At 61.5% G+C, this 25,954-nt stretch carries 24 protein-coding genes; 16 read left to right on the top strand and 8 right to left on the bottom strand.

The window, feature by feature from the left end:
• Positions 1-132 carry a hypothetical protein gene (locus NIM87_RS18565; RefSeq protein WP_269467938.1) on the top strand — a complete coding sequence of 44 codons (132 nt, stop codon included), beginning with the start codon at positions 1-3 and terminating at the stop codon, positions 130-132.
• 117 nt (positions 133-249) lie between these two features.
• Here the strand turns inward: NIM87_RS18565 and NIM87_RS05020 are convergent, their stop codons facing one another.
• The 3 genes from NIM87_RS05020 to NIM87_RS05010 form a co-directional block, all read right to left on the bottom strand.
• Entirely contained in the window at positions 250-1,098 is an 849-nt protein-coding gene (locus NIM87_RS05020; protein WP_254673541.1) for a 23S rRNA (adenine(2030)-N(6))-methyltransferase RlmJ, read from the bottom strand.
• 10 nt (positions 1,099-1,108) lie between these two features.
• Positions 1,109-1,756 carry a LysE family translocator gene (locus NIM87_RS05015; protein WP_254673540.1) on the bottom strand — a complete coding sequence of 216 codons (648 nt, stop codon included), beginning with the start codon at positions 1,754-1,756 and terminating at the stop codon, positions 1,109-1,111.
• 101 nt (positions 1,757-1,857) lie between these two features.
• Positions 1,858-2,322, bottom strand: a complete 465-nt coding sequence (locus NIM87_RS05010; protein ID WP_254673539.1) for an Lrp/AsnC family transcriptional regulator — start codon at positions 2,320-2,322, stop codon at positions 1,858-1,860.
• Between the two features lie 126 nt (positions 2,323-2,448).
• On the opposite strand from NIM87_RS05010, the gene NIM87_RS05005 reads away from it, so the two are divergent.
• The 9 genes from NIM87_RS05005 (at position 2,449) to NIM87_RS04965 (ending at position 13,241) form a co-directional block, all read left to right on the top strand.
• Positions 2,449-3,672 (top strand): argininosuccinate synthase, encoded by a 1,224-nt coding sequence (locus NIM87_RS05005; RefSeq protein ID WP_254673538.1) that lies wholly within the window; start codon positions 2,449-2,451, stop codon positions 3,670-3,672.
• 136 nt (positions 3,673-3,808) lie between these two features.
• Entirely contained in the window at positions 3,809-5,935 is a 2,127-nt protein-coding gene (locus tag NIM87_RS05000) for a putative bifunctional diguanylate cyclase/phosphodiesterase (protein ID WP_254673537.1), read from the top strand.
• A 290-nt stretch (positions 5,936-6,225) separates the two neighbouring features.
• Positions 6,226-8,040 carry a translational GTPase TypA gene (gene typA, locus NIM87_RS04995; RefSeq protein ID WP_254673536.1) on the top strand — a complete coding sequence of 605 codons (1,815 nt, stop codon included), beginning with the start codon at positions 6,226-6,228 and terminating at the stop codon, positions 8,038-8,040.
• Positions 8,041-8,185: 145 nt separating this feature from the next.
• The gene (locus tag NIM87_RS04990; protein ID WP_254673535.1) at positions 8,186-8,794 is read left to right on the top strand and encodes a DedA family protein; all 609 of its coding nucleotides are present in this window, start codon (positions 8,186-8,188) and stop codon (positions 8,792-8,794) included.
• 353 nt (positions 8,795-9,147) lie between these two features.
• Positions 9,148-9,450, top strand: a complete 303-nt coding sequence (locus NIM87_RS04985; protein WP_254673534.1) for a YggT family protein — start codon at positions 9,148-9,150, stop codon at positions 9,448-9,450.
• Entirely contained in the window at positions 9,431-9,754 is a 324-nt protein-coding gene (locus NIM87_RS04980; protein ID WP_254673533.1) for a DUF167 family protein, read from the top strand. Before NIM87_RS04985 ends, NIM87_RS04980 begins: the two co-directional genes overlap by 20 nt.
• Positions 9,755-9,912: 158 nt before the next feature.
• Positions 9,913-12,027, top strand: coding sequence for a sodium-translocating pyrophosphatase (locus NIM87_RS04975; protein ID WP_254673532.1), 2,115 nt, complete (start codon positions 9,913-9,915; stop codon positions 12,025-12,027).
• Between the two features lie 132 nt (positions 12,028-12,159).
• A complete protein-coding gene (locus NIM87_RS04970; protein WP_254673531.1) occupies positions 12,160-12,534 on the top strand; it encodes an endonuclease domain-containing protein in 375 nt (124 codons plus the stop codon).
• A 149-nt stretch (positions 12,535-12,683) separates the two neighbouring features.
• Complete coding sequence (locus NIM87_RS04965) at positions 12,684-13,241, top strand: dihydrofolate reductase family protein (RefSeq protein WP_254673530.1); 558 nt, start codon at positions 12,684-12,686, stop codon at positions 13,239-13,241.
• A 346-nt stretch (positions 13,242-13,587) separates the two neighbouring features.
• Here the strand turns inward: NIM87_RS04965 and NIM87_RS04960 are convergent, their stop codons facing one another.
• On the bottom strand, positions 13,588-14,031 hold the full coding sequence (locus tag NIM87_RS04960) for a MarR family winged helix-turn-helix transcriptional regulator (protein WP_254673529.1): 444 nt from the start codon (positions 14,029-14,031) through the stop codon (positions 13,588-13,590).
• A 74-nt stretch (positions 14,032-14,105) separates the two neighbouring features.
• Between NIM87_RS04960 and NIM87_RS04955 the strand changes: the two genes are divergently transcribed.
• Positions 14,106-14,627: a cytochrome b gene (locus tag NIM87_RS04955; RefSeq protein WP_254673528.1), complete on the top strand. Its 522-nt coding sequence runs from the start codon at positions 14,106-14,108 to the stop codon at positions 14,625-14,627.
• A 36-nt stretch (positions 14,628-14,663) separates the two neighbouring features.
• On the opposite strand, the gene ppa is transcribed toward NIM87_RS04955, so the two are convergent.
• Both ppa and NIM87_RS04945 read right to left on the bottom strand, forming a co-directional pair.
• Positions 14,664-15,194: an inorganic diphosphatase gene (ppa, locus tag NIM87_RS04950; RefSeq protein WP_254673527.1), complete on the bottom strand. Its 531-nt coding sequence runs from the start codon at positions 15,192-15,194 to the stop codon at positions 14,664-14,666.
• A gap of 103 nt (positions 15,195-15,297) precedes the next feature.
• Positions 15,298-15,747: a universal stress protein gene (locus NIM87_RS04945; protein WP_254673526.1), complete on the bottom strand. Its 450-nt coding sequence runs from the start codon at positions 15,745-15,747 to the stop codon at positions 15,298-15,300.
• A gap of 95 nt (positions 15,748-15,842) precedes the next feature.
• Here NIM87_RS04945 and NIM87_RS04940 point away from each other — a divergent pair, with 95 nt between their 5' ends.
• The gene (locus NIM87_RS04940) at positions 15,843-16,409 is read left to right on the top strand and encodes a hypothetical protein (protein ID WP_254673525.1); all 567 of its coding nucleotides are present in this window, start codon (positions 15,843-15,845) and stop codon (positions 16,407-16,409) included.
• On the opposite strand, the gene NIM87_RS04935 is transcribed toward NIM87_RS04940, so the two are convergent.
• Entirely contained in the window at positions 16,406-16,861 is a 456-nt protein-coding gene (locus tag NIM87_RS04935; RefSeq protein ID WP_254673524.1) for a tellurite resistance TerB family protein, read from the bottom strand. The two genes, NIM87_RS04940 and NIM87_RS04935, sit on opposite strands and share 4 nt — an antisense overlap.
• Positions 16,862-17,093: 232 nt before the next feature.
• Here NIM87_RS04935 and NIM87_RS04930 point away from each other — a divergent pair, with 232 nt between their 5' ends.
• From NIM87_RS04930 to NIM87_RS04920, 3 genes are read left to right on the top strand one after another with little or no spacing between them, the layout of a single operon-like run.
• Positions 17,094-17,894: a hypothetical protein gene (locus NIM87_RS04930; RefSeq protein WP_254673523.1), complete on the top strand. Its 801-nt coding sequence runs from the start codon at positions 17,094-17,096 to the stop codon at positions 17,892-17,894.
• Positions 17,791-19,443: a Y-family DNA polymerase gene (locus tag NIM87_RS04925; RefSeq protein ID WP_254673522.1), complete on the top strand. Its 1,653-nt coding sequence runs from the start codon at positions 17,791-17,793 to the stop codon at positions 19,441-19,443. Before NIM87_RS04930 ends, NIM87_RS04925 begins: the two co-directional genes overlap by 104 nt.
• Complete coding sequence (locus tag NIM87_RS04920) at positions 19,440-22,862, top strand: error-prone DNA polymerase (protein WP_254673521.1); 3,423 nt, start codon at positions 19,440-19,442, stop codon at positions 22,860-22,862. Before NIM87_RS04925 ends, NIM87_RS04920 begins: the two co-directional genes overlap by 4 nt.
• A gap of 205 nt (positions 22,863-23,067) precedes the next feature.
• On the opposite strand, the gene NIM87_RS04915 is transcribed toward NIM87_RS04920, so the two are convergent.
• Complete coding sequence (locus tag NIM87_RS04915) at positions 23,068-23,355, bottom strand: 4a-hydroxytetrahydrobiopterin dehydratase (RefSeq protein ID WP_254673520.1); 288 nt, start codon at positions 23,353-23,355, stop codon at positions 23,068-23,070.
• Between the two features lie 255 nt (positions 23,356-23,610).
• On the opposite strand from NIM87_RS04915, the gene NIM87_RS04910 reads away from it, so the two are divergent.
• A complete protein-coding gene (locus NIM87_RS04910; protein WP_254673519.1) occupies positions 23,611-25,914 on the top strand; it encodes a putative bifunctional diguanylate cyclase/phosphodiesterase in 2,304 nt (767 codons plus the stop codon).
• Positions 25,915-25,954: the final 40 nt, after the last annotated feature.

Genomic DNA, 25,954 nt, shown 5'->3' with positions numbered 1-25,954 from the left:
ATGAAAGTTTCCGTACAGAACGCCCGGGACGCGCTTTCCGATCTCATCGACGCAGCCTTGTCTGGTGAGGAAGTCATCATTGACAAGGATGACGGTACAGCCGTGCAATGGTCCCTGTTCCCCAACCTTTAAAGCGCGAGTTCAAGTTCGGTCTGCTTGAGCACCTGGGTCCGGGCCCGGATTTCTTCGAACCCATGAGCCTTCGAGGCATTTGAAGGCAACGACATCTGGCCTGGACGGATTTGGTAGCTATTCCCCCGCCACCCATTGCAGCGCCCAGCGGCCCTGGCCGCTTTCACCCAGCACGTTGGCAAGCACTGGCAGAAGCACCCGCATCTCCTGTTCCAGCACATAGGGCGGATTGACCACCATCATGCCGGTGCCAAAAAGGCGCGGCGGCTGGGACGCGGGGCGGATGGTCAGTTCGATCCGCAGGATTTTGGGAATGCCTGTGGCCTTGAGGGCTTTCACAAAACCCTCGACCTCTTCCATTTCCTTGATCGGATACCAATAGGCATAGGTGCCACCGGGCCAGCGTTTGTGGCCTTTTTCGAGGCTTTGCACCATGCGGCTGAACTCGCCCTTTTCTTCAAAGGGCGGATCGACCAGCACCAGGCCCCGCTTTTCCTTGGGCGGCAGGTGGGTGCCGAAAATGTCCCAGGCGTCGAGCTGGGTAATCCGGGTCTGGAAATCGCCCGCAAAATTCTCCTTCAGCCGATCCGCGTCGAGCGGATGCAGCTCGAAGGCCATCAGCCGATCCTGGTCGCGCAACATATGCCGGGTGATGAAGGGCGAGCCGGGATAGTAGCGCAGCGCGCCGTCCGTGTTCCGGGCCTTTACCGCATCGAGATAGGGTGCCAGCAAATCCGCAACAGCTGCTGGAAGTTTCACGTGAATCAGCCGGCCGATGCCGTCCTGCCATTCGCCGGTCTTTTCCGCCTGGTCGCCGAAGAGATCATAGATGCCGAGGCCGGCATGGGTGTCGATCACCCGGAAGGCGGCGTCCTTGTTCATGAGATAGGTGAGGATGCGCGTGAGGATGGTGTGTTTTACAACGTCGGCAAAATTGCCGGCGTGAAAGGCGTGGCGGTAATTCATCGGTCCTGCCCTAGTGCCGAGCCTGCGCCGTCAGAATGGTGGCGGCAAAGGCGGTAAAAATGGCGGCAAAGCTCCAGTTCAGCGCCCGTTCCACCCATTTGGAGGAGCGGAACAGCGCCGCCAGCCTTTCGGCGGCCAGCACGGTGACGACGCCCAGAGGAATGGATAGGGCCACGAATTCGAGGCCGAGGAAGATCAGCTTGCCGGTGGCGCCTGGATCATGGGCGTCGACGAATTGGGGCAGGAAGGTCACGAAGAACAGCACCACCTTGGGGTTGAGCAAGTTGATGCCAATGCCAGTCATGAAGCTCTGCCGCACCGTGGGGGGCTTGCGCGCGGCCTCGGCAAGGCGCAGTCCGCCGCCGTGGAACACGGCCTGATAGGCAAGATAAAGCAGGTAGATGGCCCCGGCGATCTTGAGCGCCAGGAACAATGGCGGCGCGGCGATAATGAGGACGGAGATTCCGAAGGCCACCAGCATGGTGTGGACCAGAATGCCGGCCATGGCGCCGAACATGGCGGCCAGTCCATGAGACCGGCCATAATTGATGGCGCGGCTCATCTGTAGCGCCATGTCCGGTCCCGGCGTAATGGCGAGGACGATTGTCGCCAGCGCAAAGGCGAGGATGACGGGCAGGTCCGGGATGAAAACTGGCATGGCGGTCTCGGAGTGACAGGCGCGGACAATCGCATTTTTCGCCGCTTCGGGGTAGGGCGTTCAGAATTGGTCAAATTCTGTTCATCAACACAGTCATGGCCTCACACCGGGAGTTCCCGGCTGGCCTTGATGGTCTCCATGGGTACGTCGGTTTTGACACTCTGCACGCTGGGAATACGCATCAGGTGGTCGGACTGGAAGCGCCAATAGGCGTGCAGGTCCGTCGTCACGATCCGCATGATCGCGTCGCATTCCCCCGTTGTCAGGTAACACTCTGCCACTTCAGGATATTTTCTGACCGTTTCGGCGAATTGATTGGTCGTCTCGGCGTCCTGGGTCTTGAACCAGATGCGGGCGAACACCGTCAGTCCGAGGCCGAGCTTGGGGCCGTTGAGAATCGCAACATACTGATCAATAACGCCTTTTTCCTCAAGCAGGCGCACCCGCCGGAGGCAGGGCGAGGGAGATAGGCCAACAGCATTGGCCAGCTCGACATTGGACATCCGGCCATTGCGCTGCAATGCTCGCAAAATCCGGCGGTCGATGGCATCTATGGTTTCTGGCATTTTCCGCTCTGTTGAATTCACCAGTTGGCACAATCTGCCACAAACTGCGCTAGGCTTACGATAATCGCAAGTTCATTGCGCAATTTCGGGCTTATCCTGTCATCATCCTTTACTGGGGCACACACCATGGCGAATGAAATAAGAAAAGTCGTGCTGGCCTATTCGGGCGGGCTCGACACCTCCATCATCCTGAAATGGCTGCAGGAAACCTATAATTGCGAGGTGGTGACCTTCACCGCCGATCTGGGGCAGGGCGAAGAACTGGAGCCGGCGCGCAAGAAGGCCGAGATGTTCGGCATCAAGGACATCCGCATTGAGGATCTGCGCGAAGAATTCGTGGCCGACTTCGTGTTCCCGATGTTCCGCGCCAATGCCATGTATGAAGGTCTTTATCTGCTCGGCACCTCCATTGCCCGGCCGCTGATCGCCAAGCGGCTGGTCGAAATCGCCCAGGAAACCGGCGCCGATGCCATTTCCCATGGCGCTACCGGCAAGGGTAATGACCAGGTGCGGTTCGAATTGACCGCCAATGCGCTCGACCCGTCGATCAAGGTCATCGCCCCCTGGCGCGAATGGGACCTGCGCAGCCGCACCAAGCTGCTCGAATATGCCGAGGCCAACCAGATCCCGATTGCCAAGGACAAGCGCGGCGATGCGCCGTTCTCGGTCGATGCCAATCTGCTGCATACATCCTCCGAAGGCCGGGTGCTGGAAGATCCGGGTGTGGAAGCGCCCGACTATGTGTTCCAGCGCACCGTTGCGCCCGAACAGGCGCCTGACACCCCCGAATATGTGAAGATCGGTTTTGAGAAGGGCGACGCTGTTTCGGTCAATGGCCAGAAGCTCTCGCCGGCCAGCCTGCTTGAAAAGCTCAACGCGCTGGGCGGCAAGCATGGCGTCGGGCGGCTCGATCTCGTCGAAAATCGCTTCGTGGGCATGAAGTCGCGCGGCGTCTATGAGACGCCGGGCGGCACGATCCTCTGGCATGCTCATCGCGGCATTGAATCGATCACGCTTGATCGCGGCGCGGCTCATTTGAAGGATGAGATCATGCCCAAATATGCCGAGCTGATCTACAATGGCTTCTGGTTCTCGCCCGAGCGCGAAATGCTGCAGGCGCTGATCGACAAGAGCCAGGAATTCGTGGCCGGCGAAGTCACCATCAAGCTCTACAAGGGCTCGGCCAATGTGGTGGCGCGTACATCGCCCTACAGCCTTTATTCGGAAGATCTCGTGACCTTCGAAGAGGGCGCGGTGGCCTATGACCACAAGGATGCCGAGGGCTTCATTCGCCTCAATGGCCTGCGTCTGAAGACCTGGGCAGCGCGCAACGCCAAGGCGCGCGGCTAAAAATTGTCGAATGGGGCGGGTTTATGGCCCGTCCCCTTCACGAAATCGATTGAAACCGTCACATTTAATCCCCCGTTAAGCCGACCTCATTAGCGTTTCGCCTGCGTCGCGACTTGGCTTTGGGACTGGGGGTTCAATGCGCGCGGATGAGACCGGCAAAATTGTGGATGTTGCTGAAACGCTGCTGCTCGATGCAGCACTGGAAAGCATCCCCTATGGGTTCTGCGTCTGGTCGCCCCAATTCCGCCTGTTGATGTGGAACAAGCATTACCGCGATTTCTATGGATTTTCCGAGGATGCGATCCATCGGGGCATGACGCTGGAAGATGTGGTGCATCTTTCCGCCCGGCTCGGCAATCATCCGGGGCAGAGCCCCGACCAATTCTATGAACACTATACCAGCGAGTTGCTCGCCAACCGCCACGGGGCCCGCCAAAAGGCGCAGGAAATGGTCAATGGCGGCCGCACCATCGAGACGGCGCATATCTATTCGGAAAAGCTCGGCTGGGTGGTGACCCATGAAGACATCACCGACGAGATCGCTCGCTCAGAAAGCCAGCAAAAGCGCAAGCTCGAGCTGGAGCGGCAGAACATAAGGCTCGATGCGGCGGTCAATAATATATCGATTGGCCTTTGCATGATGGATGCGCGCGGGCGGCTGGTCATCTGCAACGAGCCCTATGCGCGCATCTACAATTTGCCGATCCAATTGCTCAAGCCCGGCAGCCAGCTCGAAGACATTCTGGCGCATCTGTTCGACATGGGCATGTCGACCGGCGGCACCAAGGAAGAATATATTACCTGGCGGCGTGAGGTGATTGCGCGCCGCGAATACGGCAAGAACATCCACGAGCTGAACAATCGCACCATTCTGATGCAGCATCATCCGATGAAGGATGGCGGCTGGGTCTCGACCCATGAGGACATTACCGAGCAGCGTCAGGCGGAAGCGCGCATCCAGCATCTGGCGCGCCACGACGCGCTGACCGACCTGCCCAATCGCATCGAATTTCTCGAGCAGATGGCGCGGGCCGAAACCGGCCTCGGGCGGGGCGAGCGTGCGGCCGTGCTCTATATCGACCTCGATCACTTCAAGGCTGTCAATGACACGTTGGGCCATGCCGTGGGCGACGAGGTGATCAAGCAGGCGGCGGTCCGGCTCTGGGGCACAACGCGTGAAACCGATCTACTGGCCCGGCTGGGCGGCGACGAATTTGCGTTGCTGCTGCGGCCCATCGACGGCGTGGACATGGCGGCGCGTGTTGCCGATCGCATCGTCAAGGCAATGCGCGCGCCGATGAATATCGGAGGCCAGCAGATCGAGATTGGCGCTTCGGTCGGCATTGCGGTGGGGCCGGGCGATGGCACCACCACCGACCAGCTGGTCAAGAACGCCGATTTGGCGCTCTACAAGGCCAAGTCCGAAGGCCGCTCCACCTATCATTTCTTTGAAGCGGGCATGGATGCCGAGCTACAGCAGCGCCGCTCCATCGAGGCCGGCCTGCGCCTCGCCATGCAGCGCAACGAGCTGCGGTTGATGTTCCAGCCCCTGTTGGGCCTGGCGGAAAACCGGGTTGCCTGCGTCGAGGCGCTGCTGCGCTGGGATCATGACGACCGCACTATCTCGCCGGTGGAATTCATTCCGGTGGCCGAGGAGACAGGGCTGATCGTGCCGATTGGCGAATGGGTGCTGCACGAAGCCTGCAAGACTGCTGCGAGCTGGCCGGGCGATGTGCGCGTGGCTGTCAATCTGTCCCCGGTGCAGTTCCGCCACAAGGATCTGGTGGGCCAGGTCAAGGCGGCGCTCAACGAGGCCAAGCTGGAGCCGACGCGGCTGGAGCTGGAAATCACCGAGAGCCTGCTGCTGACCGAAAGCGAAAGCATCATTGCGGCCCTGCACGAATTGCGCGGCATGGGCGTGCGCATTTCCATGGACGACTTCGGCACCGGCTATTCCTCGCTAAGCTATCTGCGCAGCTTTCCTTTCGACAAAATCAAGATCGACCGCTCGTTCATGCGCGACCTGACCACGCGCACCGATAGCCAGGCGATTATCAAGGCGGTTATCGGGTTGGGTCAGTCCCTGGGCATGCTGACGACCGCCGAGGGCATCGAGACCGAGGAGCAATTGGCCATGGTGCGGGCGCATGGCGTGTCGGAGGTTCAGGGTTTCCTGTTCTCCCCGCCATTGCAGCCCGCGGCGCTGGCCAACCTGCTGCATTCCGAAGTGGCCAAGACACAGCTGCGCAAAAAGGCGTCCTAAGGCTCTGGCTTGCCGCAATGGCATGTTGCAACCCGGCGTGATCAAGCGCAGTGCCGCCCTGAGATTGCGGCCCTGATGCGATCTGCGGGCGTCCGCTCGGCGCCCGCAACCGTGCCTTGCGTGCCCTGCGCTTGTGGAAAACCGCGTTCTCCTGTAAGGCAGCGCCAAATGTGCCCCTACCAGGTTTCCGCCTGGGTCGGGCGCCCTGTTTATTCCTGCATGGTTCAGCCGTTTGAAGCCGCCCCCGCGGCCCAAGGTTCTGGGATCATGCCAAAGAGGCTGATCCATCCATGTCCCTGCGCAATATCGCCATCATCGCCCACGTTGACCACGGCAAGACCACGCTGATCGACGTGCTGCTCAAGCAGTCCGGTTCGTTCCGTGAAAACGAACGCGTCGAAGAACGCGCCATGGACAGCAATGATATCGAGCGCGAGCGCGGCATTACCATTCTGGCCAAGGTCACCTCGCTGATGTGGAACGAAACCCGCATCAACATCGTCGACACCCCCGGCCACGCCGACTTCGGTGGCGAAGTGGAACGAATTCTCTCCATGGTCGATGGCGTGGTGATCCTGGTCGATGCGGCCGAGGGCCCGATGCCCCAGACCAAGTTCGTGCTGGGCAAGGCGCTGGCCCAGGGCCTGCGCCCGATCGTTGCCATCAACAAGATCGACAAGTCCGACGAACGGCATCTGGAAGTGCTCGAAGAGATCTTCGACCTCTTTATCGCGCTCGATGCTTCGCCCGAACAGCTTGATTTCCCGGTGCTCTATGGTTCGGCCAAGCAGGGCTGGATGGCGCTGGAGCCCGAAGGCCCCAAGGAAACCCTGGCGCCCCTGCTCGACAAGGTCATCGAGCATGTGCCCGAGCCGAGCGTCGAGGAAGGTGCCTTCCGCATGCTCGTCACCACTATCGAGCGCAACCCGTTCCTGGGCCGTATCCTGACCGGTCGCATCACCTCGGGCTCGGTCAAGGCAAACGATCCGATCCACACGCTCAACCGTGAAGGCAAGGAAGTCGAAAAGGGCCGCGTTTCCAAGGTTCTGGCTTTCCGTGGCCTTGAGCGCACCCCGGTGGATATCGGCGAAGCTGGCGACATTGTCGCCATTGCCGGTCTTGTGACCTCGACCGTGGCCGACACGCTGTGCGCCACCTCGGTCACCAAGCCAATCGAATCCAAGCCGATCGATCCCCCGACCCTGTCGGTCACTTTCCGCATCAACGATGGCCCGCTGGCCGGTCGCGAAGGCGACAAGGTGCAGTCGCGCGTCATTCGCGAGCGCCTGATGCGCGAAGCCGAAGGCAATGTGGCCATCAAGGTCACGCCCGGCGAAGACAATGACAGCTATGACGTTGCCGGCCGTGGCGAATTGCAGCTCGCCGTGCTGATCGAGAACATGCGCCGCGAAGGCTTCGAGCTGACCATCGGCCGCCCGAAAGTGCTCTTCAAGGAAGAGAATGGCCAGCGTCTTGAGCCGGTCGAAGAAGTCATCATCGACGTCGATGACGAGCACACCGGCACCGTGGTGCAGAAGCTGACCGAGCGGAAGGGTGAATTGACCGACATGCGCCCCTCCGGCGTTGGTCGCACCCGCATCCAGCTGCTGGTCCCGACCCGTTCGCTGATCGGCTACCAGCCCGAACTGCTCTCGGACACCCGCGGCACCGCCATCTTCAACCGCCTGTTCCATTCCTTCGTGCCGTTCAAGGGCGACCTGCCGGGCCGTCGTACGGGCGTCCTGATCTCCAATGGCACCGGCCAGTCCGTGGCCTTTGCTCTGTGGAACCTGGAAGATCGCGGCCAGATCATGATCGACGCCGGCGTCGACATATATGAAGGCATGATCATCGGCGAGCACTCGCGCGAGAACGACCTTGAGGTCAATGCGCTCAAGGGCAAGCAGCTCACCAATATCCGCACGACGTCCAAGGACGAAGCGGTGCGCCTGACCACGCCCAAGAAACTGACGCTGGAACAGTCGCTCGGCTACATTGCCGAAGACGAATATGTGGAAGTGACCCCCAAGTCGATCCGCCTGCGCAAGATGTGGCTCGACCCCAATGACCGCAAGCGCATGAGCCGCGCCGCCAAGTCGGCTTGATTGCTTCCCAAGATGCGGTGTCATCCCGGCGAAGGCCGGGATCCATCCTGAGGTAACTTGGCGTTCACGGAGCGCTTGTAGACCTCAAGATGGACCCCGGCCTCGCCGGGGTGACATCGAGAGCTCTGAGGGACAGGAAAACCGCATGACCGACTGGATCATCCAGACCATTTCCGAACTCGGATATGTCGGCATTTTCCTCGTCATGCTGGCGGAATCGATCTTTCCGCCCATTCCGTCCGAACTCATCATCCCCTTTGCCGGCTTTGCCGCTGCCAATGGCGATCTCAATCTGTTTGGCGTGCTGGCCACCGCGACCTTTGGTGCGGTGGTGGGGATGCTGCCCTGGTATTTCGCCGGGCGCATCTTTGGTCTCCCCCGGGTGAAGTGGCTGGCCGACCGCTATGGGCGGTTGTTGACCATGAATGCCGAAGAAATCGACGTGGCGGTCGGCTTTTTCCGTCGTTTCGGGCCAATCATCGTCCTCTTCGGACGGCTGTTGCCGATCATTCGTACGCTGATTTCCATTCCGGCGGGCCTCGCCGCCATGCCCCTGCCGCTGTTCCTCCTTGCTTCCACCACCGGCGCGCTGGTCTGGAACACCTTCCTCACCCTCTCGGGCTATATCCTGCACGAGCACTACGAGGTGATCGAGGTCGTGCTTGATCCCCTGAGCTATCTGGTGCTGGCGACCGTCGTGGCCGTTTATCTCTTCCGGGTGGTCACCTGGAAGCCGGCGCGGGCGGCGGATTGAGCTGTCGCATTTTGCGTCGGTCTTGCATTTTGCATCGCCGCCCCTGCTGCAAAATGCGAATGTTTACAAGTGCTTCATATCCTATCCCGGTTTTTCGGGACCTTCATTCTGGCACGCTTCGTGCATTGGGGCGGTGGCCTGGATGAAGTGTTCTGCGTACCGGGCGTAAAGTCATTCGGGGTCCTGCATCGCGTATTCTGATGCAGGACCCCAATGCTTTTTACCCTTCTCCGGCCCCGGCCTTGCCCCAAGGGCGTGTAACCACTAGATAAATCCTGACATGCTGTCCTGCCGCGTTCGCTTAACGCAAAACCGGCACCACTTTTGCTGCGAACGCTTCACCGGAGACGCCCATGCGCGCCGTGCTCGATATCATCCTGATCCTGCTTCAGCTCTATTGGTGGGTGCTGCTCATCATGATCATCATGAGCTGGCTGATTTCGTTCAATGTCATCAATACCCGCAATCAATTCGTGGCCACGGTCTGGCAGGTGCTGAACCAGCTGACCGAGCCGGTGCTCAAGCCGATCCGTCGCTTCATGCCCAATTTCTCCGGCCTGGATCTCTCGCCGCTGATCGCCTTCCTGCTGATCTTCTTCATCCAGTCGATCATCGGCTATTACATCTATCCCGCCGTTGCCCGCGCCGGCATCTAGCTTTTTTCGCAGCACCGACACCGGCGTCCTCATCCATCTGCGCATCACGCCCAATGCCGGGCGCGACGCCATAGAGGGCGCCGAAAGTCGTGATGACGGCTCCAGCGTGCTGCGCATTCGCGTCCGCGCCGTGCCCGACAAGGGCAAGGCCAATGCCGCGGCCATTGCGCTGCTGGCCAAGGCGCTCGGCCTGCCCAAATCGGCACTTTCCCTCACCAGCGGCGAGACCAGCCGCTTCAAGACGATCGCCGTAGCCGCTTCCACCGGCGACGTGCTTGAGCGCCTTGCCGCCCTTGTTGTCTAGCGCCGCGACAAAACATCGCAATATCCATTGCTTAACAGATTATTCCCGTTAATCTCCCGTCTCGGAGGGGGCCTTAAGGAGGGCGGGGTTGGACTGGGCATAAGACCCGGCCAGGACCAGCGTGGGCCCCCGGAGGAGAATTTTTCGAGGGACTTCTTATGGATCTGGCACTTTGGCTGATCGTTGCTTGCGGCGGCCTGTCTATCGTCTATGGCGTTGTCACCACCCAGGGCCTGCTCAAGGCTGATGCGGGTTCGGCGCGCATGCAGGAAATCTCGGCGGCGGTGCGCGAGGGCGCGTCGGCCTATCTCAAACGCCAATATACCACCATCGCCATCGTCGGCGTGGTCATCCTGATCGCGGCCTGGCTGCTGCTGGGTGTCTATGCGGCCATTGGCTTCCTGATCGGCGCCGTGCTCTCGGGCGCCGCCGGCTTCATCGGCATGAATGTGTCGGTCAGGGCCAATGTGCGCGTCGCCCAGGCCGCCGTCGGCTCGCTCGCCAAGGGGCTGGACCTGGCCTTCAAATCGGGCGCGGTCACCGGCATGCTGGTGGCGGGCCTGGGGCTCCTCGGCGTCACGCTCTATTTCATCATCCTGACCGGCATGGGCTTTGCCCCAACGGATCGCACAGTCATCGATGCTCTGGTGGCCCTGAGCTTTGGCGCTTCGCTGATTTCGATCTTCGCCCGTCTGGGCGGCGGTATCTTCACCAAGGGCGCCGACGTCGGCGGCGATATGGTGGGCAAGGTGGAAGCCGGCATTCCCGAGGATGATCCGCGCAATCCGGCCACCATCGCCGACAATGTCGGCGACAATGTCGGCGACTGTGCCGGCATGGCGGCGGATCTGTTCGAGACCTATGTGGTGACCATTGTTGCCACCATGGTGCTGGCCGCCATCATCCTGCCCGAGCAGTTCAAGCTCATTGGCATGGTTCTGCCGCTGGCCATTGGCGGCGCCTGCGTCGTCACCTCGATCATCGGCACCTATTTCGTCAAGCTCGGCGCCGATAACAACATCATGGGCGCACTCTATAAGGGCGTCATCGCCACGGGCGTGCTCTCGCTCATCGCGCTCTTGCCGGTGCTCTGGCTGATGTTCGGTGACATGAACGTCGCCATCGAAACCGAATCCAAGGTCTTCACCCCTTGGAGCCTCTTCTGGTGCGGCGTGGTGGGCCTCGTCATCACCGGGCTGATCATCGTCATCACCGAATATTACACCGGCACCGGCCGCCGCCCGGTCAATTCCATTGCCGAAGCCTCGGTCACCGGCCATGGCACCAATGTCATCCAGGGCCTTGCCGTGTCGCTGGAATCGACCGCCCTGCCGGCCCTGACCATCATTGCCGGCATTATCGTCACCTATTCGCTCGCGGGCCTCTTCGGCATTGCGGTGGCGGTGGCAACCATGCTGGCGCTGGCCGGCATCATCGTGGCGCTCGACGCCTTCGGCCCGGTCACGGACAATGCCGGCGGCATTGCCGAAATGGCCGGTCTCGACAAGGAAGTGCGCCACAATACCGACGCGCTGGACGCTGTCGGCAATACCACCAAGGCCGTCACCAAGGGCTATGCCATCGGTTCGGCGGGCCTGGGTGCTCTCGTGCTGTTCGCGGCCTATACCGAGGACCTCAAGCACTATTTCACCGACCTGACGGTGAGTTTTGACCTTGCCAATCCCTATGTCGTGGTGGGTCTGCTGTTCGGTGGGCTGCTGCCGTTCCTCTTCAGCGGCATGTCCATGACTGCCGTCGGGCGCGCTGCCCAGTCGGTGGTGGTGGAAGTGCGCCGCCAGTTCAAGGAAAAGCCGGGCATCATGGCCGGCACCGACAAGCCCGATTATGGCCGGGCGGTCGACATGCTGACCAAGGCCGCGATCAAGGAAATGATCGTGCCCTCGCTCCTGCCGGTGCTCTCACCCATCGTGGTCTATTTCGCCATCCTCTGGATCGCGGGCCAGGCCAATGCCTTCTCGGCGCTGGGCGCCATGCTCATGGGCGTCATCGTCACCGGCCTCTTCGTCGCCATCTCGATGACGGCCGGCGGCGGCGCCTGGGACAATGCCAAGAAGAGCTTTGAAGATGGCTTTACCGACAGCCACGGCGTCACCCATCACAAGGGGAGCGACGCGCACAAGGCCTCGGTCACCGGCGACACCGTCGGCGACCCCTACAAGGACACGGCGGGCCCCGCCGTCAACCCGATGATCAAGATCACCAATATCGTGGCCTTGCTGCTGCTGGCGGTGCTGGCGAATTTCGGGATGTGAGGCATTCGCCGCAACTGAACTGGAGAAGGCCCGGGGCGTGAGCTCCGGGCCCATTTTTTGTCATTGAGCCAGTAACGGCCGCGATGCCACACCTCCCCCTTGATGGGGGAGGCCGGGAGGGGGTGATTTCGAATGGTCTCATTGCCCCGAAAACTTCGCCAGAATCCCACCACGGCCGAAGTCCGTTTCTGGCGCTTGGCCTACCCCATCCGCCAGCTGGGCTGGCACTTTCGCAAGCAGGCGCCAATGGGGCGTTATGTAGTTGATTTCGTCTGCCACCCGGCTCGTCTGATCATTGAAATCGATGGCGAGACACACTTTACAGAGCCGGGGCTGAGCCGCGATGTCGTGCGGACCGCCTTTCTTGAGGGCGAGGGCTATCGTTTGCTCCGCTTCAACAATCGCGAAGTTCTGGACGGCGGAGAGGCAGTTTATCTCCTGGTGCTCGAGGCGCTTCGTGAAAGCGGCGCCACCCCCTCCCAGCCTCCCCCATCAAGGGGGAGGTGAAGGCCGGCGCGTGTTGAAGCCTTACACTCAGACCGAAAATTGCTGACGCAGAAATAGGGCCAAGTAAAATGTCGAACTCATCTGCCCTCCCTCGTCGCCCTCACGAAACGGGCGGTAAAGCATCGCCCCGAACCAAAGGGAAATAAGCAATGCGTAAAGTGACAGCCGGGCTATTTCATTCCGTTGATGGCGTGGTGCAGGACCCGTTCAAATTCCAGTTCGACAGCTTTGACGATCAGCTCGGGGAGATGCTGACCGGCGTGCAGGAGCGTGTCGACACCGTGCTCATGGGCCGGGTCGGCTGGTCGGAATGGGCGGGCTATTGGCCCAATGCCACGCAGGACAATGACTTTGCCGATTTCATCAATGCCGTGCCCAAGCATGTGGCCTCCAATACGCTCGGGGCGGCCGACATGGGCAAATGGTCCAATTCATCGCTTATTGATGGCGATGTGGTCGATTTCGTGCGCAACCTGAAATCCCAGCCCGGCGGCGAGATCGCGGCCATGGGCGGCATTTCGCTGGTGCGGCAGCTGCTCTTTGCCGGGCTGATGGACGAGCTTTCGCTGATCACCCATCCGGTTGTTGCGGGCGAAGGCCGGCATCTGTTCGAGCCGGGCGATCCGACCACGCGGCTGGAGCTGGTGCGCTGTGACGTGACCTCGAAAGGCAATGTGGTGCAGGTTTATCGCAAGCGGGCGGAGTAGAACCCACCCCCACGCCCCCTCCCCCTGAAGAAGGGGGAAGGGGCAGGTCGTGTTCTTCGCAGTCTTTGGAGCAAACTGGATCGATCCCTCCCCCTATCAGGGGGAGGTGCGGTGGGGGTGTTTCTGCCAATCTCTTCACCAGCCGCGCCTTCTCCCACGCCGGCCCCTTGTCGTTGCGCTGTTCGGTGGCCAGCGTTTCAATCTGTGCGACGAGAGATGATGCAATCTCGGCACCGGCCGCATGGTCTTCCGACCGCTCCAGCGGTCCACCGCAATGCGGATGAAAAAGGCGATGGCCTCCGTCTCGGGCAATTTGCGCTGCGTCTGTCCGTCATGGAGGGGGCGCTCAGCGCTTTGGCTCCTCAAGCGCCAGGAGCGCCGCGATCACCTTATGCGTAAGGGCGATGAACTGCTCGCCCTCTTGTGGCGTCAATTGCTCCAGCACGCTGGTATTGACGGCCCTGGCGGCCGCTTCCACCTGGGGCAATTTTTCCCGCGCCCCGGTCGTCAGCGCCACCAATTGCGAGCGCCCGTCATCGGGGTTGGGCCGGCGGGTGATCAACCCGGCGCGCTCCATGCGGTTGAGCGTGGCAGCCATGGTCGCCTGTTCGACACTGGCGCGTTCGGCAATCACCTTCTGGCTCGCTTCGCCTGCTTCGAGGGCAAACAGCACCGGCATGCAGGCTGGCGTCAGGCCGATGAGCGCCAGATGCCGTTCCAGTTCGCGCGCCAACAGCCGCCCAGCCCAATTGGTCAAATAGCCCAGGGATGTCTCGCGATTCAAGGTCATTTACATAGCATACTCAGTAAGTATATAGTATGCTAAGTATATAGCCGGTCAGGCGCCAGGCCAAGGAGGTTTTCATGTCCCTGCACAGTTCCCCCGAGCGGTACGGCGCCATTGCGGCCAGTATCCACTGGTTGTCGGCCCTTGCGGTCATCCTCATGCTGGTCAGTGGCAGGGTGATGGAGAATGCGCGCGACCTGGTGGCGAGCGTGCTGCCGGTGCATGTGACGCTGGGCCTGCTGGTCGGTCTGTTGACGCTGTTTCGCGTGATCTGGTGGCTGTTCTTGGACAAGCATCCGGCGCCGGTGGCCGGCATGAGCCAGGCACAGAACTGGGCGTCGCGCCTTGTCCATATGGGACTTTATGGCGCCATACTGGTCATGGTCGCGTCGGGCGTGGGCATGGTGGCGCTGACGGGTGCATTGCCGGCGTTGTTTTCGGGTGGGCCATTGCCGCAGTTCAACACCGTGGGGCCCTATGGCGTGCATGGTCTGGTGAGCTGGCTGCTGGTCGCGCTGTTTATCGGCCATGTCGCGGCCGCGCTCTGGCATCAGTTCGTCACCCGCGATGGGCTGATCGGGCGCATGCGGCTGGGCTGAACGAAAAGGGCGGCCCGAAGGACCGCCCCTGTTACATCAGCCCTTTTTGGCCAATTCCATGGAATCGAGGATCACCTTGCGGGCCTCGTCAAGGCCGCCGATGCGGTCGATGCGGGCCCATTTGCCCGGCTCGAGATCCTTGTAGTGGGTGAAGAAGTGCTTGACGCGCTCGAGCTGGATCTCGGGCATGTCGCCGATATCCTGGATATTGTCATACATCCGGGTGAGCTTGGAAATCGGCACGGCGATGATCTTTTCGTCCTGGCCGCCATCATCTTCCATGAACAGCACGCCGACGGGGCGGCTGCGCACCACGGCGCCGGGCACCAGCGGACGCGAATTCATCACGATGACGTCGAGCGGGTCGCCGTCGCCGCACAGCGTGTGGGGCACGAAGCCATAATTGCCGGGGTAGCGCATCGGCGTATAGAGGAAGCGGTCGACGAACAGCGCGCCCGATTCCTTGTCGATTTCATATTTGATCGGCTCGCCACCAAGCGGCACTTCGATGATCACATTGAGCTCGTCGGGCGGGTTCTTGCCGGTGGGGATCGCGTCGATATTCATTTCTCGTTCATCTTCGCAGTTCGGGAGGGGGTCCAGGAGTTGGCGCGGTTCTGCCCCCAATGGCTCCCAAAGGCAAGGTCCAAAACCGCCACAGCAGTCCTGCCTATTTGACGATCAGCACCGGGACGCTGGCGCGCGCCAGCACTTCGGCGGCCTGGCTGCCCAGCATCAACCGGCTCAGCCCGCGTCGGCCATGGGACCCCATGACGATGAGATCACAGGCTCTTTCGGCCACGGTTTCCAGTATTCCGTCAGCGGGGTGATGGCGTGGCAGGTGTAGAGTTTGTGCTGTAATTCCAGCATCTTGCGATTGTTTCCGGGCCTTCTCTAGCAGCTCTTTGGCCTCAATGGCATAGGCTTCCTCGAGGCGCGCGACGAGGGTGCCGGCATCGATTGTCCCAAATCCGCCCGAGCCAATGCCTGTGCTGACCGGGTCCGTGGCGGTAATAATGGTCACCTCGGCCTGGTTGAGCCGGGCCAGCGCCAGCCCGGTGGCGAGCGCCTTATTGCCCAGTTCGGACCCATCCGTAGCGATCAGCAGATGCTTGAACATGGCTTGCTCTCCTTGCCGGACAAGTATGCGCCAGTCATCATGGCGGCACATTGATCTGGATCATGCCAGATCGTGGCGGCGAGGAGAAATGCCAGATGCGTGCAAAGGTCGTGAAAACGCTTGGTTTTGTGGCCATGGGTGGATTGCTCATCGCGCCGGTGCAGGCCCAGTCGGGCTTTACCAGCGCCTATACCGATCTTGATCTCGCGCAATGCCTGGTGCTTGAGGCCGACGACTTTGGCGCCTCCTGGTCCTGTCCGGGCTACAAGGGATTTCCCTTGATGGTCGAAGAGGGGGACCTGCGTTTTTCTCTGAGCTATGGCTTTGACCCCGATGAGAATAGCGCCGGTTTCCAGACCTTGCCGCCGTTCAATAGGCTCGGTGAAAAACTCGAATGGCGGCTTTCCAATGCGCTGGGGCGCTGGTTCCCCATTGCCACCATCGTGCGTTATCACACCGCCCATCCCGAGACGGGCGAGGATTTCGGCCAGGTGCTGGTGGTGACCCAGATCCAGGAGGGCAATAGTTGCCACATCGCCTATGTCGATGCGCGCGCCAATGCAAATGCCAATGAACTGGCGCGCCAGGCTGCTGATAAAGCAGGTGATTTTGACTGCGCGACGGACGAGGTCGAGATCATCGGCGCCTTTGAAGCCTATTAGTTCTCTTCGGCTTCCTCGGCCGTGCGACCGCGGATCTGGTTGCGCAATATGGTGCGGTCGCGGCTCGATACGCCGATCAGCTCGGCAATGCGCCAGACCATATTGTCCTCCAGCTCGTGGTTCTGTCGGTCGGCAAAGACCACGGTCCACATCATGCGGATGATCTCGATGCGGTCGCCCATGTCGAGCTGGGTGAGGCCGCTGGTGAATTTGTAGAAGTCCACCGCCTGGGCATCGCGCCTGGCCGCTTCGCGGATCAGCTTGTCGACGGCATCCTCGCCCAGGTCGTAATGGTCCATCAGCGCGCCGCGAATGGCCCTGCGCTCTGCGTCCTGCATGGAGCCATCGACGGCTGCCAGATGCACCAGCAGGGCTGCCACGGCGAGCTGGGGATCGTGCAGGTCAGGGGGTGCCTCGGATTTTCCGAACAAACGGGTCAGGGCCTCGAACATGGCGGTCAGCCTCCGTCGGGGTCGATGGGATAAAGGGTTGCTGCACGCCGGGAGGCAGGCCACTTGAGACTTAGCCATATGTGGCGGCGGCTCAATGGGCTTGTTGGGGCTCTCACGCGGTCTTGAGCGGGGCTGATGCAGCCGGGTCACACCGCAGGGACACAAAGGGACTCGACTCGCACGAGATTCGGAGTCTAAATGTTCTCTCTTTGTTCACCTATATGGTCGCCCCATGCAGACCCCGAACCAGCAACAGCGCCTTGCCGCGCTGCGGGATGTCATTGCCGATATCGAGCGTAAGCCGGCGCTGGCCGAAACCCGCCAGCGCGTCGCGGCGGATGCGGATGGCTTTCCGCTGTTGCCCGGTGGGCTGTTGCAGGAAATCTATACCGATGAGCCGCGCAATGCCGGGGCCAGCCTGGGATTTGCGCTGGCCCAAGCAAAGGGCCTCATGACCAAGCAGCGTGTGGCGGTGCTCTATCTGCAGCTGGCCCGGGACACAAAGGGTACGGGCATGCCCTATGGCCCGGGGCTGGTGAGTTTCGGCTTTGATCCATCTGCCATGGTGTTCATTCGCCCGGCCAATATGGGCGATCTGCTCTGGGCAGCCGAAGAGGCCATTGCCTGCCGGGCGGTGGCGGCAGTGGTGGCCGACATCGTGCGACCGCACAAAAATCTCGATTTCACCGCCAGCCGCCGGCTTGGTCTTCGGGCAGCGCAGTCTGGTGGCTCGATGTTTTTCCTGCGCTATGGGGCGCAGCGGCCGGCCAGTGCAGCGCAGTTGCGCTGGCACCTCATGCCCAGCGCCAGCGCCGCAAAACCCTATGACGACCATGCCCCCGGTGCACCCCGCTGGCAGGTCCGCCTCGAGCGCGGTTCGATCCGGAAAGAGCAGGCCCAATGGGTGCTGGAATGGACAAAACATGGTCTTGCAGACATTGCTTCCCAATCCCCAGAACAGTCCCTTTTCGGAGCGGCGCTTTCTCGTGCTGTTCCTGCCCAGCTGGCCGACCGACTATCTCAGACGGCGTGATCCGGGCCTTAAGGCGCCGCTGGCGCTCTATGAACGGATCAAGGGCGGGTTGCGTATCGGCGCGGTGGATGCGGAGGCGACCCGGCGTGGCATCCGACAAGGTCAGAACCTGGCCGATGCGCGAGCGCTGGTGCCGGAGCTGACGACGCTCGAAATGGACCGGCCGCTGCTTGAGGCCGGGTTTGCCGACTTTGCCGACTGGCACTCCAATGCCAGTCCCATGGTGGCAGTCCTGCAGGATGCCTGCGCCTTTGGCGATCTGGTGCTCGATATTACCGGGGTCGAGCATCTCTTTGGTGGCGAAGCGGCCATGCTGCGCACCCTGCTCACCCGTCTGCGCGCGCTGGATTATACGGTTGCCGGGGCGGTTGCGCCGACCATTGGCGCGGCTTGGGCCTTCAGTCATTTCGCCCGCAGCCAGGTGGTGGAGAGCGCGGCGCTGGCCGAGCGGCTGGAAGACCTGCCGGTCGCGGCTCTTCGGCTCGCGGAAAGCCAGGTCGCCACGCTCGCGCAGATGGGCCTGACCACCATTGGCGCGGTGCGGCAGCGGTCACGCAAGGCGCTGCAGGCGCGGCTTGGACAATCGCTGCTGGTCCGGCTCGACCAGGCCTATGGCCAGGTAGTGGAGCGGATGACGCCGCGCCTGCCGCAGGTTGACTATCATGCCGAGCGCCGCTTTGCTGATCCGATCGGCTTGCTCGACGATGTCCTTGCCGCCGCCCAGGACCTGGCTATCCAGCTCTGCCTGCGCCTCGAGGGGGCCGGCCTCGGCGCGCAGAGCTTTCACCTGTTTCTCTATCGGGTCGATCACAAGGTCATGACCTTTTCGGTCAATTCGGCCCGGGTCACGCGCGATCCCAGCCATGTCGCCGCGTTGTTCAGCCATCGCGCCGAACGCCTTGCGGGCGAATATGATGCGGGCTTTGGCATCGACATGGTGCGGCTGGCCGCCAGCTCGCTGGATGCGGCACCGGCCAGCCAGGTTGGGGCCTTTGCCGAGGATGACGGCAGAATTGATATCGACCAGCTCAATGATCGCATGTCGAGCCGCCTCGGCCCGCTGGCCGTGCTGCGGATGCAGATGATCGAGAGCCACCTGCCCGAGCGGGCGGCACGACTGGTGCCGGCCCAGGCCATGGCGCAGGAAGCCGGCACACATGGGCCCGCGCTCAACCGGCCGCTGCGGCTGCTGCCCGAGCCCGAGCCGGTCAGGATCAGCGCCGAAGTGCCCGATGGCCTGCCGGCGCTGATGATCTGGCGCGGCAGTCGCTACCGGCTGGTGCGGGCGGCTGGTCCCGAGCGGCTGGGGGCGGAATGGTGGCGGAGCGGCGCCCGGCTCGAACTGGTGCAACCGCGGCCACCCGAGCCCGGCGAAAGGCCAGTGCCTCCCCCTTATCAGCCGAACCTGCCGCTGCATGACCAGGCCATGCTGACGCGCGATTATTACCGGGTGGAGGACGAGACGGGCCGGCGCTTCTGGGTGTTTCGCCACGGGCTCTATGGCGGACCGGACCTGCCGGTCTGGTACCTTCATGGCCTGTTTCAATGAGCGCGGTCATTGCCTTGCCGCGCCGGGAGGGGCCGGCCAGATCCCGGCCCCTGCAGACGGTCGACTATGTCGAGCTGGTGGCGGCAAGCAATTTTTCCTTTCTGCGCGGCGCCTCCCACCCCGAGGAACTGGTTTCGAGCGCCCTTTATATGGGCATGAATGCGTTCGGGCTGTGTGATCGCAACAGCTTTGCCGGCGTGGTGCGCGGCTATGTAGCGGCGCGCGACCATGATGGTCGTCCGCCGGGGTTTCGGTATCTGGTAGGGGTGCGGCTCTGCTTTGCCGATGGCACGCCCGACATCGTCGCCTATCCCAGCGACCGGGCGGCCTATGGGCGGCTGTGCCAGTTGCTGACCCTGGGCAATCAGCGCGGCGAGAAAGGCAAGCCCAAACTGGTCCTTGCCGACCTGTTCGACGACGCGGAGCACGGGGACTTTTCATCCGGCCAGCTCTTCATTCTCATGCCTTATGAGGATGACTGGGGGCTGAGCGAAACAGTGCTGGCGCAATTGAGCGCCCGGGCGCCCGGCCGAGTCTGGGTGGCGGGCGTGCCGCGTTTCGATGGCGAGGATCGCGCCCGCCTCAACCGGGTGGACCAGATGGCACGGCGCCATGGCGCACGCATGCTGGCCAGCAATGATGTGCTCTATCATGAACCGGGCCGGCGCATCCTCGCTGATGTCGTCACTTGCATCCGCGAGCACAAGACGCTGGAGGAAGCCGGTTTCCTGCTTTCGGCCAATGCCGAGCGGCATCTCAAATATCCGGCAGAAATGGCGCGGCTGTTTGCCGAACATCCCGAAGCGCTGGCCGAAACCGTCCTGCTGGCCGGGCGGATCAGCTTTGCCCTCGACCAGCTCGAATATAATTATCCCGAGGAGACCATCGGCAATGGCGAAACGGCGCAGGAGACGCTGACGCGCCTCACCTGGATCGGGGCCGAAAAGCGCTTCCCCGAGGGTCTGCCAGACGGCACGCGCGCTCAGATCGAGACCGAACTCCGGCTGATCGACGAAAAGCGCTATGCCGCCTATTTCCTGACGGTGCAGGATATTGTCCGGCATGCGCGCCATGACCTCGGCATTCTGTGCCAGGGGCGCGGTTCGGCGGCCAATTCCACGGTCTGCTATTGCCTTGAGATCACCGAGGTGGATCCGCGCAAGGCCAATCTGGTGTTCGGGCGCTTCATCTCCACCGAGCGCGACGAGCCGCCCGATATCGACGTCGATTTTGAGCACGAGCGGCGCGAGGAGGTGATGCAATATGTCTACAACAAGTATGGCGGCAAGCGCACCGGGCTCACGGCCAATGTCATCACCTATCGCAGCAAGAGCGCCATCCGCGAGGCGGCCAAGGTGTTCGGTGTGTCGGAAGATACGGTCAGTGCTTTCAACCAGCTGCATTGGGGCTGGGGATCAGGCGTCGACCTGGCCAAGGTGCGCGGCATCGGGCTCAACCCCGACGATCCGGTGCTGGCGCAGATGTTCGAAGTGGTCAAGGTTTTAAAGGGTTTTCCGCGCCATCTCAGCCAGCATGTGGGCGGTTTCGTCATTACCCGCGATAGTCTGGAGAGCCTTGTGCCCATCGGCAAGACTGCCATGGACAGCCGCACCATCATCGAATGGAACAAGGACGATATCGATGCGCTGAAAATCCTCAAGGTTGATATTCTGGCACTGGGGATGCTGACCTGCTTGCAGCGGGCCTTTGGCCTGATGGAAAAGCATTATGACCGCAAGGTGGAACTGGCGGAGCTGCAGACCGAGGAATTCCGTGATCCTGAAGCGGCCAGGCCGGTCTATGAAATGACTCACAGGGCCGACACGATTGGAGTGTTCCAGATCGAGAGCCGGGCTCAGATGTCGATGCTGCCGCGCCTCAAGCCCGAGGTGTTCTATGACCTCGTCATCGAGGTGGCCATTGTCCGGCCCGGGCCGATCCAGGGGAACATGGTCCACCCCTATCTGCGGCGCCGTCAGGGCATCGAAAAGGTCGAATATCCGAGCGAGGCGCTCCGGGCGGTGCTGCATCGCACGCTGGGCGTGCCGCTGTTTCAGGAACAGGCGATGCAGATCGCCATTGTCGGGGCCGGGTTTTCACCCGGCAAGGCCGATCAGTTGCGGCGCGCCATGGCGGCCTGGCAGCGCACCGGCAAGCTGGCCCAGTTCAGCGACGATTTCATCGGCGGCATGATCGGCAATGGCTATACGCCCGAATTTGCGCATCAGAGTTTTGCCCAGATTCAAGGCTTTGCCGAATATGGCTTTCCCGAGAGCCACGCGGCCAGCTTTGCGCTCCTGGTCTATGCCTCGTGCTGGCTCAAGTGCCACTATCCCGATGTCTTTGTCTGTGCACTGCTCAATTCCCAGCCCATGGGTTTTTACGCGCCCAGCCAGCTGGTGCGGGATGCGGCCGAGCATGGCGTGGAAATGCGTGCAGTCGACATCAACATGTCCGAGGTGGACAGTACGCTCGAGGACAATGGCTGGGATATGCGGACCCATATCTGGCCGCGCCACGCTCCGATGGCCGATCACATCTATACGAAAAAGGCCGTGCGGCTGGGGCTTTCCATGGTCGAAGGCCTGGCCAAGAAGGACAGCGAACGGATCATTGCGGCACGCGGCGCCGGTTATGGCTCGGTGCGCGATCTCTGGCTGCGGAGCGGGGTGCCTGTTGCCAGCCTCGAGAAGCTGGCGCGGGCCGATGCCTTTGCCAGCCTCGGGCTCAACCGGCGCGAGGCGCTCTGGGCGGTCAAGGGGCTAGTGGGCACGCATGGTGCCGAAACCCTGCCGCTTTTTGCAGCCCGGCCGCAGTTGCAGACGCTGCAAGAAGAACCCGCCGGCCTGCCGCTGATGGCGCCGGGCGAAGAGGTGATCCATGATTACGCGACGCTCTCGCTCTCGCTCAAGGGTCATCCGGTGCAGTTTCTGCGGCCTATGCTGCAGGTGCGCGGCACAACGCGGGCGCAAAGTCTCGCTCATGTTGCCAATGACATTGTGGTGGAGGTCGCGGGTCTGGTGCTGGTGCGCCAGCGTCCCGGTACGGCCAGCGGGGTGATCTTCGTGACGCTCGAGGACGAGACGGGAGTATCCAATATCGTGGTCTGGCCAAAGCTGTTCGAGGATGATCGCTTGCGCAAGACCTTGCTCTCAAGCCGGATGCTGGCAGTGCGCGGCAAGGTGCAGTCCGAACAGGGGGTTATCCATGTCATCGCCCAGGATATGGAGGACCTGACCCCCTATCTGCTCGACCTGTCGCATGGCAAGGATATCGGGGATGCGGTGGTGGCGCGCGCCGACGAGGGCAAGTCCGGCCCGCCAGGCAGCCAGAGCCGGGATCGCAACGCAATTCGAGAGATAGAATTGGCCCGCCGCCGCGCCTATTCGGCGCTGCCGGGTGGCCGCAATTTTCACTAGATCATTTCACAGCTTCGTTGAAACGGCGAAATGATCCAAGTCTTTGTTTTGTCGCGCTTCTGAACCACAAAACCGTAGTTATTTTGCTAGAAGCGCTCGAGGCCAGCCCGCGCCTGCTTGGCGCAAGGAAAGGCATCCAGGTCCTCGACTTGCTGGGATATTTACTCCCAACAGCGAAAACCACCGCGGTGAGCGTTCACCTGGGTCATGTCCCCAAAGCATCAATGCGCCGGGCGAGATCGATATCCTTGTCGCTCAACCCGCCCGCGTCATGGGTGGTGAGCCGGATCGATACCTTATTGTAGACATTGGACCATTCGGGATGATGCCCGGCCTTTTCCGCCAGCAAAGCCACCCGGGTCATGAAGGCAAAGGCCGCGGAAAAGTCCTTGAAACCGAACCCGCGTTCGATAGCATCCTCCTCAGGATCGTAGGACCAATCGCCGAGGGAGGTTAGAGCCGCCTCGCGCTGGGCAGTCGTAAGTTTATCCATCGAAGCCCTCTCCTTATAATGTTGCGATTAAGCGTGCATTCACCCTTTGAACAGGAAAACGTACGCCAAATGGATCAAGGAGGCACGCCGAAACACCATCTTAACCGGGTAAAGCGCCTGCTGGGGCCAAACGCCTGATGCAACAGATCAACGCACGAATGCCGCACAAGCTCCATGACCGTACGCGCATGTTCCGCCCGACCCTCAGGCCGGCGCGCACTTCTGCGCGTGCCGGCGTCGAGCGGGAGGCCTGAGATGTTCGAGGCCGCCAGCAAAGTCCTGCCACCGGTCGATTATGTCTCGATGATCCGCTCACTCTATGCGGATCGCCGGTCGATGCTGCTGGGCGCCTTCGGCTCCGCCGTGGCGGCCGTGGTCGCTGCGCTGGAATCGGAATCGCCGATCCTGGCGGTCGTTGCCGCGGTATTCGTGCTGGTGGGCAGCATTCGCTACCTCGACATGCGGGCCTTCGACAAGATCACCCTGGCCGACGAAGACGTGGAGACCGCCCAGTACTGGGAAATGCGCGCCACCATCGGCGCCGCTGCCATTGCCCTGCTCTATGGCACTTGGTGCATGATCAGCTTCTGGATTGTGGACGACGCTTTCGCCGAACTGACCGCCGCCTGCGTATCGGTGTCTGTCCTGGTTGGCCCGGCGCAGCGCAACTTCGCCATAGACCGGCTTATGACCACCCAGGTATTGCTGATTGCCGGACCCTTGGTGGCTGGCCTTCTGCTGGTGGGCAATATCTATTACGCGTTGTTGACGCTATTGTTGCTCCCGTTCTTCATCAGCCTGAGAACCATTGCAGGCAATTCGCGCAAAATCCTGCTGCGCGCCGTGCATGGCCGCATCGAAGCCGCGGCTCTCGCCAATCAGCTTGATGCAGCACTTGATACGCTGGAACACGGGCTGCTCATGCTGGACCGTTTCGGCGTGATCGAGGTCGTCAATTCTCGGGCCTTGGATGCCTTCGGACGCAGCAATCCCGACGCCTGGCTCGGTCAGCCTTTTGCCAAGCTCTGTGGGGAACTGGTTCAGTCCGGCCATATGTCCAGTGAGGCCCTCGATCAGCTCAACGCTCTGATCGATGCAGGCTCAACCGGCAAGATGCTGCTGATTTCGGCATCGAACAACTATTACGAAGTGACCGTCTCGTCGCGTGACAACAAGGTGGTGTTGTTGCTCGAGAACATTTCGGATCGCGTCGCGGCTGAAGAGCGCATCAATTACATGGCGCGGTACGACGCACTGACCGAGCTGCCCAACCGCGGTTATTTCGCCGAACAGGTCGCCGAGGCGCTCGTGGAACGAGCCAGCGACCCGCAGGGGCATGCAGCGCTGTTTGTCATCGACGTGGATGACTTCAAGCATATCAACGACACCATGGGGCACATGACCGGCGACCGGCTGCTGGTGGCCATGGGCAAGCGCTTGCGTGAAACGCTAGGCCAGCACGCCATTTGCGCCCGTCTGGGCGGCGACGAATTCGTGGCATTCTATCCCTATCTGACGGGTCCCGATGAAGCGCGGGACAATGCCAACCGGCTGCTCGGCGCCATGGCCAGCGGGTTCGACATCCCGGGCCGGCATATTACTGTCAGCATCAGTGTTGGCGCAGTGGCCGCCAATGAGCATCCGAGTGATCTTGAAGAGCTGATGATCAAGGCTGATCTGGCGCTTTATGAGGCCAAGTCGGCTGGCAAAGGGCAGGTTGTCTTCTTCCATGACCGCATGGACACCGAATATCAGCAGCGCCAGCAGCTCAAGGCCGACCTGCGCAAGGCCATCGACGAGGGCGAACTGAGCCTGGTCTATCAGCCGCTGATCAATCCGCGCGAAAACCGGATCGTGGGCTGCGAGGCCCTGGCCCGATGGACCCATCCCACTCTGGGACCCATTTCGCCGGCTGACTTCATACCGATCGCCGAAGAGACCGGCATGATCTCCGACCTGACGCGATATGTGCTGAACCTGGCGACGCACGATTGCATGACCTGGCCGAAGAATATCATGGTAGCCGTCAATATTTCTGCCCGTGACTTCCGTTCCCGGCAGGTCGAGACCATGGTCATGGACGCGCTGAGCAAGAGCGGCCTGCCGCCCAGCAGGCTGGAAATCGAAGTTACCGAGACGACCGTCATCGACGAGCAGGAAGCTGCCGAAGCAACGCTGCACACGCTGCAAGCGATGGGCATTGGCATCGCGCTGGACGATTTTGGAACAGGCTATTCCTCTTTGAGCTATCTGCGCTCGATGCCCTTTACCAAGCTCAAGATCGACCGCAGTTTCGTCGCTGATATTGAAACCGACTCGCACGCCTTGCGCCTGCTTGCCAACGTCGCCCAGCTTGGCCAGGACCTTGCCCTTAAGATTACGGTCGAAGGTGTCGAGACTGAAGGACAATTGGCCCTGATTACCGAGAAGACCAATGTCGATCTGGTCCAGGGCTTCCTTTACGGTCGGCCTCTGAGCAATGAGGCTCTAACGATCCTGTTGAGTGCTCATAACCCAGCGCCCCCCTTGGCGCAGCCCCTCCGCATCGCTGCCAAGTAATGGTTGGTGACTGCCGCCGCCACTACGGCGGTTAACCATT

It is taken from the genome of Devosia ureilytica (assembly GCF_024273195.1).
Classification (GTDB): domain Bacteria; phylum Pseudomonadota; class Alphaproteobacteria; order Rhizobiales; family Devosiaceae; genus Devosia; species Devosia ureilytica.
This window is presented reverse-complemented; position numbering and strand designations above follow the sequence as displayed.

What these genes read in the sequence shown, in the direction of transcription:
- NIM87_RS05000 (WP_254673537.1), top strand. Translation starts at nt 3,809, where the DNA reads ATGCGCGCGGATGAGACCGGCAAAATTGTGGATGTTGCTGAAACGCTG.
- NIM87_RS04990 (WP_254673535.1), top strand. Translation starts at nt 8,186, where the DNA reads ATGACCGACTGGATCATCCAGACCATTTCCGAACTCGGATATGTCGGC.
- NIM87_RS18565 (WP_269467938.1), top strand. Translation starts at nt 1, where the DNA reads ATGAAAGTTTCCGTACAGAACGCCCGGGACGCGCTTTCCGATCTCATC.
- NIM87_RS04960 (WP_254673529.1), bottom strand. Translation starts at nt 14,031, where the DNA reads ATGACCTTGAATCGCGAGACATCCCTGGGCTATTTGACCAATTGGGCT.
- NIM87_RS04935 (WP_254673524.1), bottom strand. Translation starts at nt 16,861, where the DNA reads ATGTTCGAGGCCCTGACCCGTTTGTTCGGAAAATCCGAGGCACCCCCT.
- NIM87_RS04940 (WP_254673525.1), top strand. Translation starts at nt 15,843, where the DNA reads ATGCGTGCAAAGGTCGTGAAAACGCTTGGTTTTGTGGCCATGGGTGGA.
- NIM87_RS05020 (WP_254673541.1), bottom strand. Translation starts at nt 1,098, where the DNA reads ATGAATTACCGCCACGCCTTTCACGCCGGCAATTTTGCCGACGTTGTA.
- NIM87_RS04975 (WP_254673532.1), top strand. Translation starts at nt 9,913, where the DNA reads ATGGATCTGGCACTTTGGCTGATCGTTGCTTGCGGCGGCCTGTCTATC.
- NIM87_RS05015 (WP_254673540.1), bottom strand. Translation starts at nt 1,756, where the DNA reads ATGCCAGTTTTCATCCCGGACCTGCCCGTCATCCTCGCCTTTGCGCTG.
- NIM87_RS04965 (WP_254673530.1), top strand. Translation starts at nt 12,684, where the DNA reads ATGCGTAAAGTGACAGCCGGGCTATTTCATTCCGTTGATGGCGTGGTG.
- NIM87_RS04930 (WP_254673523.1), top strand. Translation starts at nt 17,094, where the DNA reads ATGCAGACCCCGAACCAGCAACAGCGCCTTGCCGCGCTGCGGGATGTC.
- NIM87_RS04945 (WP_254673526.1), bottom strand. Translation starts at nt 15,747, where the DNA reads ATGTTCAAGCATCTGCTGATCGCTACGGATGGGTCCGAACTGGGCAAT.
- NIM87_RS04915 (WP_254673520.1), bottom strand. Translation starts at nt 23,355, where the DNA reads ATGGATAAACTTACGACTGCCCAGCGCGAGGCGGCTCTAACCTCCCTC.
- ppa (WP_254673527.1), bottom strand. Translation starts at nt 15,194, where the DNA reads ATGAATATCGACGCGATCCCCACCGGCAAGAACCCGCCCGACGAGCTC.
- NIM87_RS05005 (WP_254673538.1), top strand. Translation starts at nt 2,449, where the DNA reads ATGGCGAATGAAATAAGAAAAGTCGTGCTGGCCTATTCGGGCGGGCTC.
- NIM87_RS04910 (WP_254673519.1), top strand. Translation starts at nt 23,611, where the DNA reads ATGTTCGAGGCCGCCAGCAAAGTCCTGCCACCGGTCGATTATGTCTCG.
- NIM87_RS04985 (WP_254673534.1), top strand. Translation starts at nt 9,148, where the DNA reads ATGCGCGCCGTGCTCGATATCATCCTGATCCTGCTTCAGCTCTATTGG.
- NIM87_RS05010 (WP_254673539.1), bottom strand. Translation starts at nt 2,322, where the DNA reads ATGCCAGAAACCATAGATGCCATCGACCGCCGGATTTTGCGAGCATTG.
- NIM87_RS04920 (WP_254673521.1), top strand. Translation starts at nt 19,440, where the DNA reads ATGAGCGCGGTCATTGCCTTGCCGCGCCGGGAGGGGCCGGCCAGATCC.
- NIM87_RS04970 (WP_254673531.1), top strand. Translation starts at nt 12,160, where the DNA reads ATGGTCTCATTGCCCCGAAAACTTCGCCAGAATCCCACCACGGCCGAA.
- NIM87_RS04955 (WP_254673528.1), top strand. Translation starts at nt 14,106, where the DNA reads ATGTCCCTGCACAGTTCCCCCGAGCGGTACGGCGCCATTGCGGCCAGT.
- typA (WP_254673536.1), top strand. Translation starts at nt 6,226, where the DNA reads ATGTCCCTGCGCAATATCGCCATCATCGCCCACGTTGACCACGGCAAG.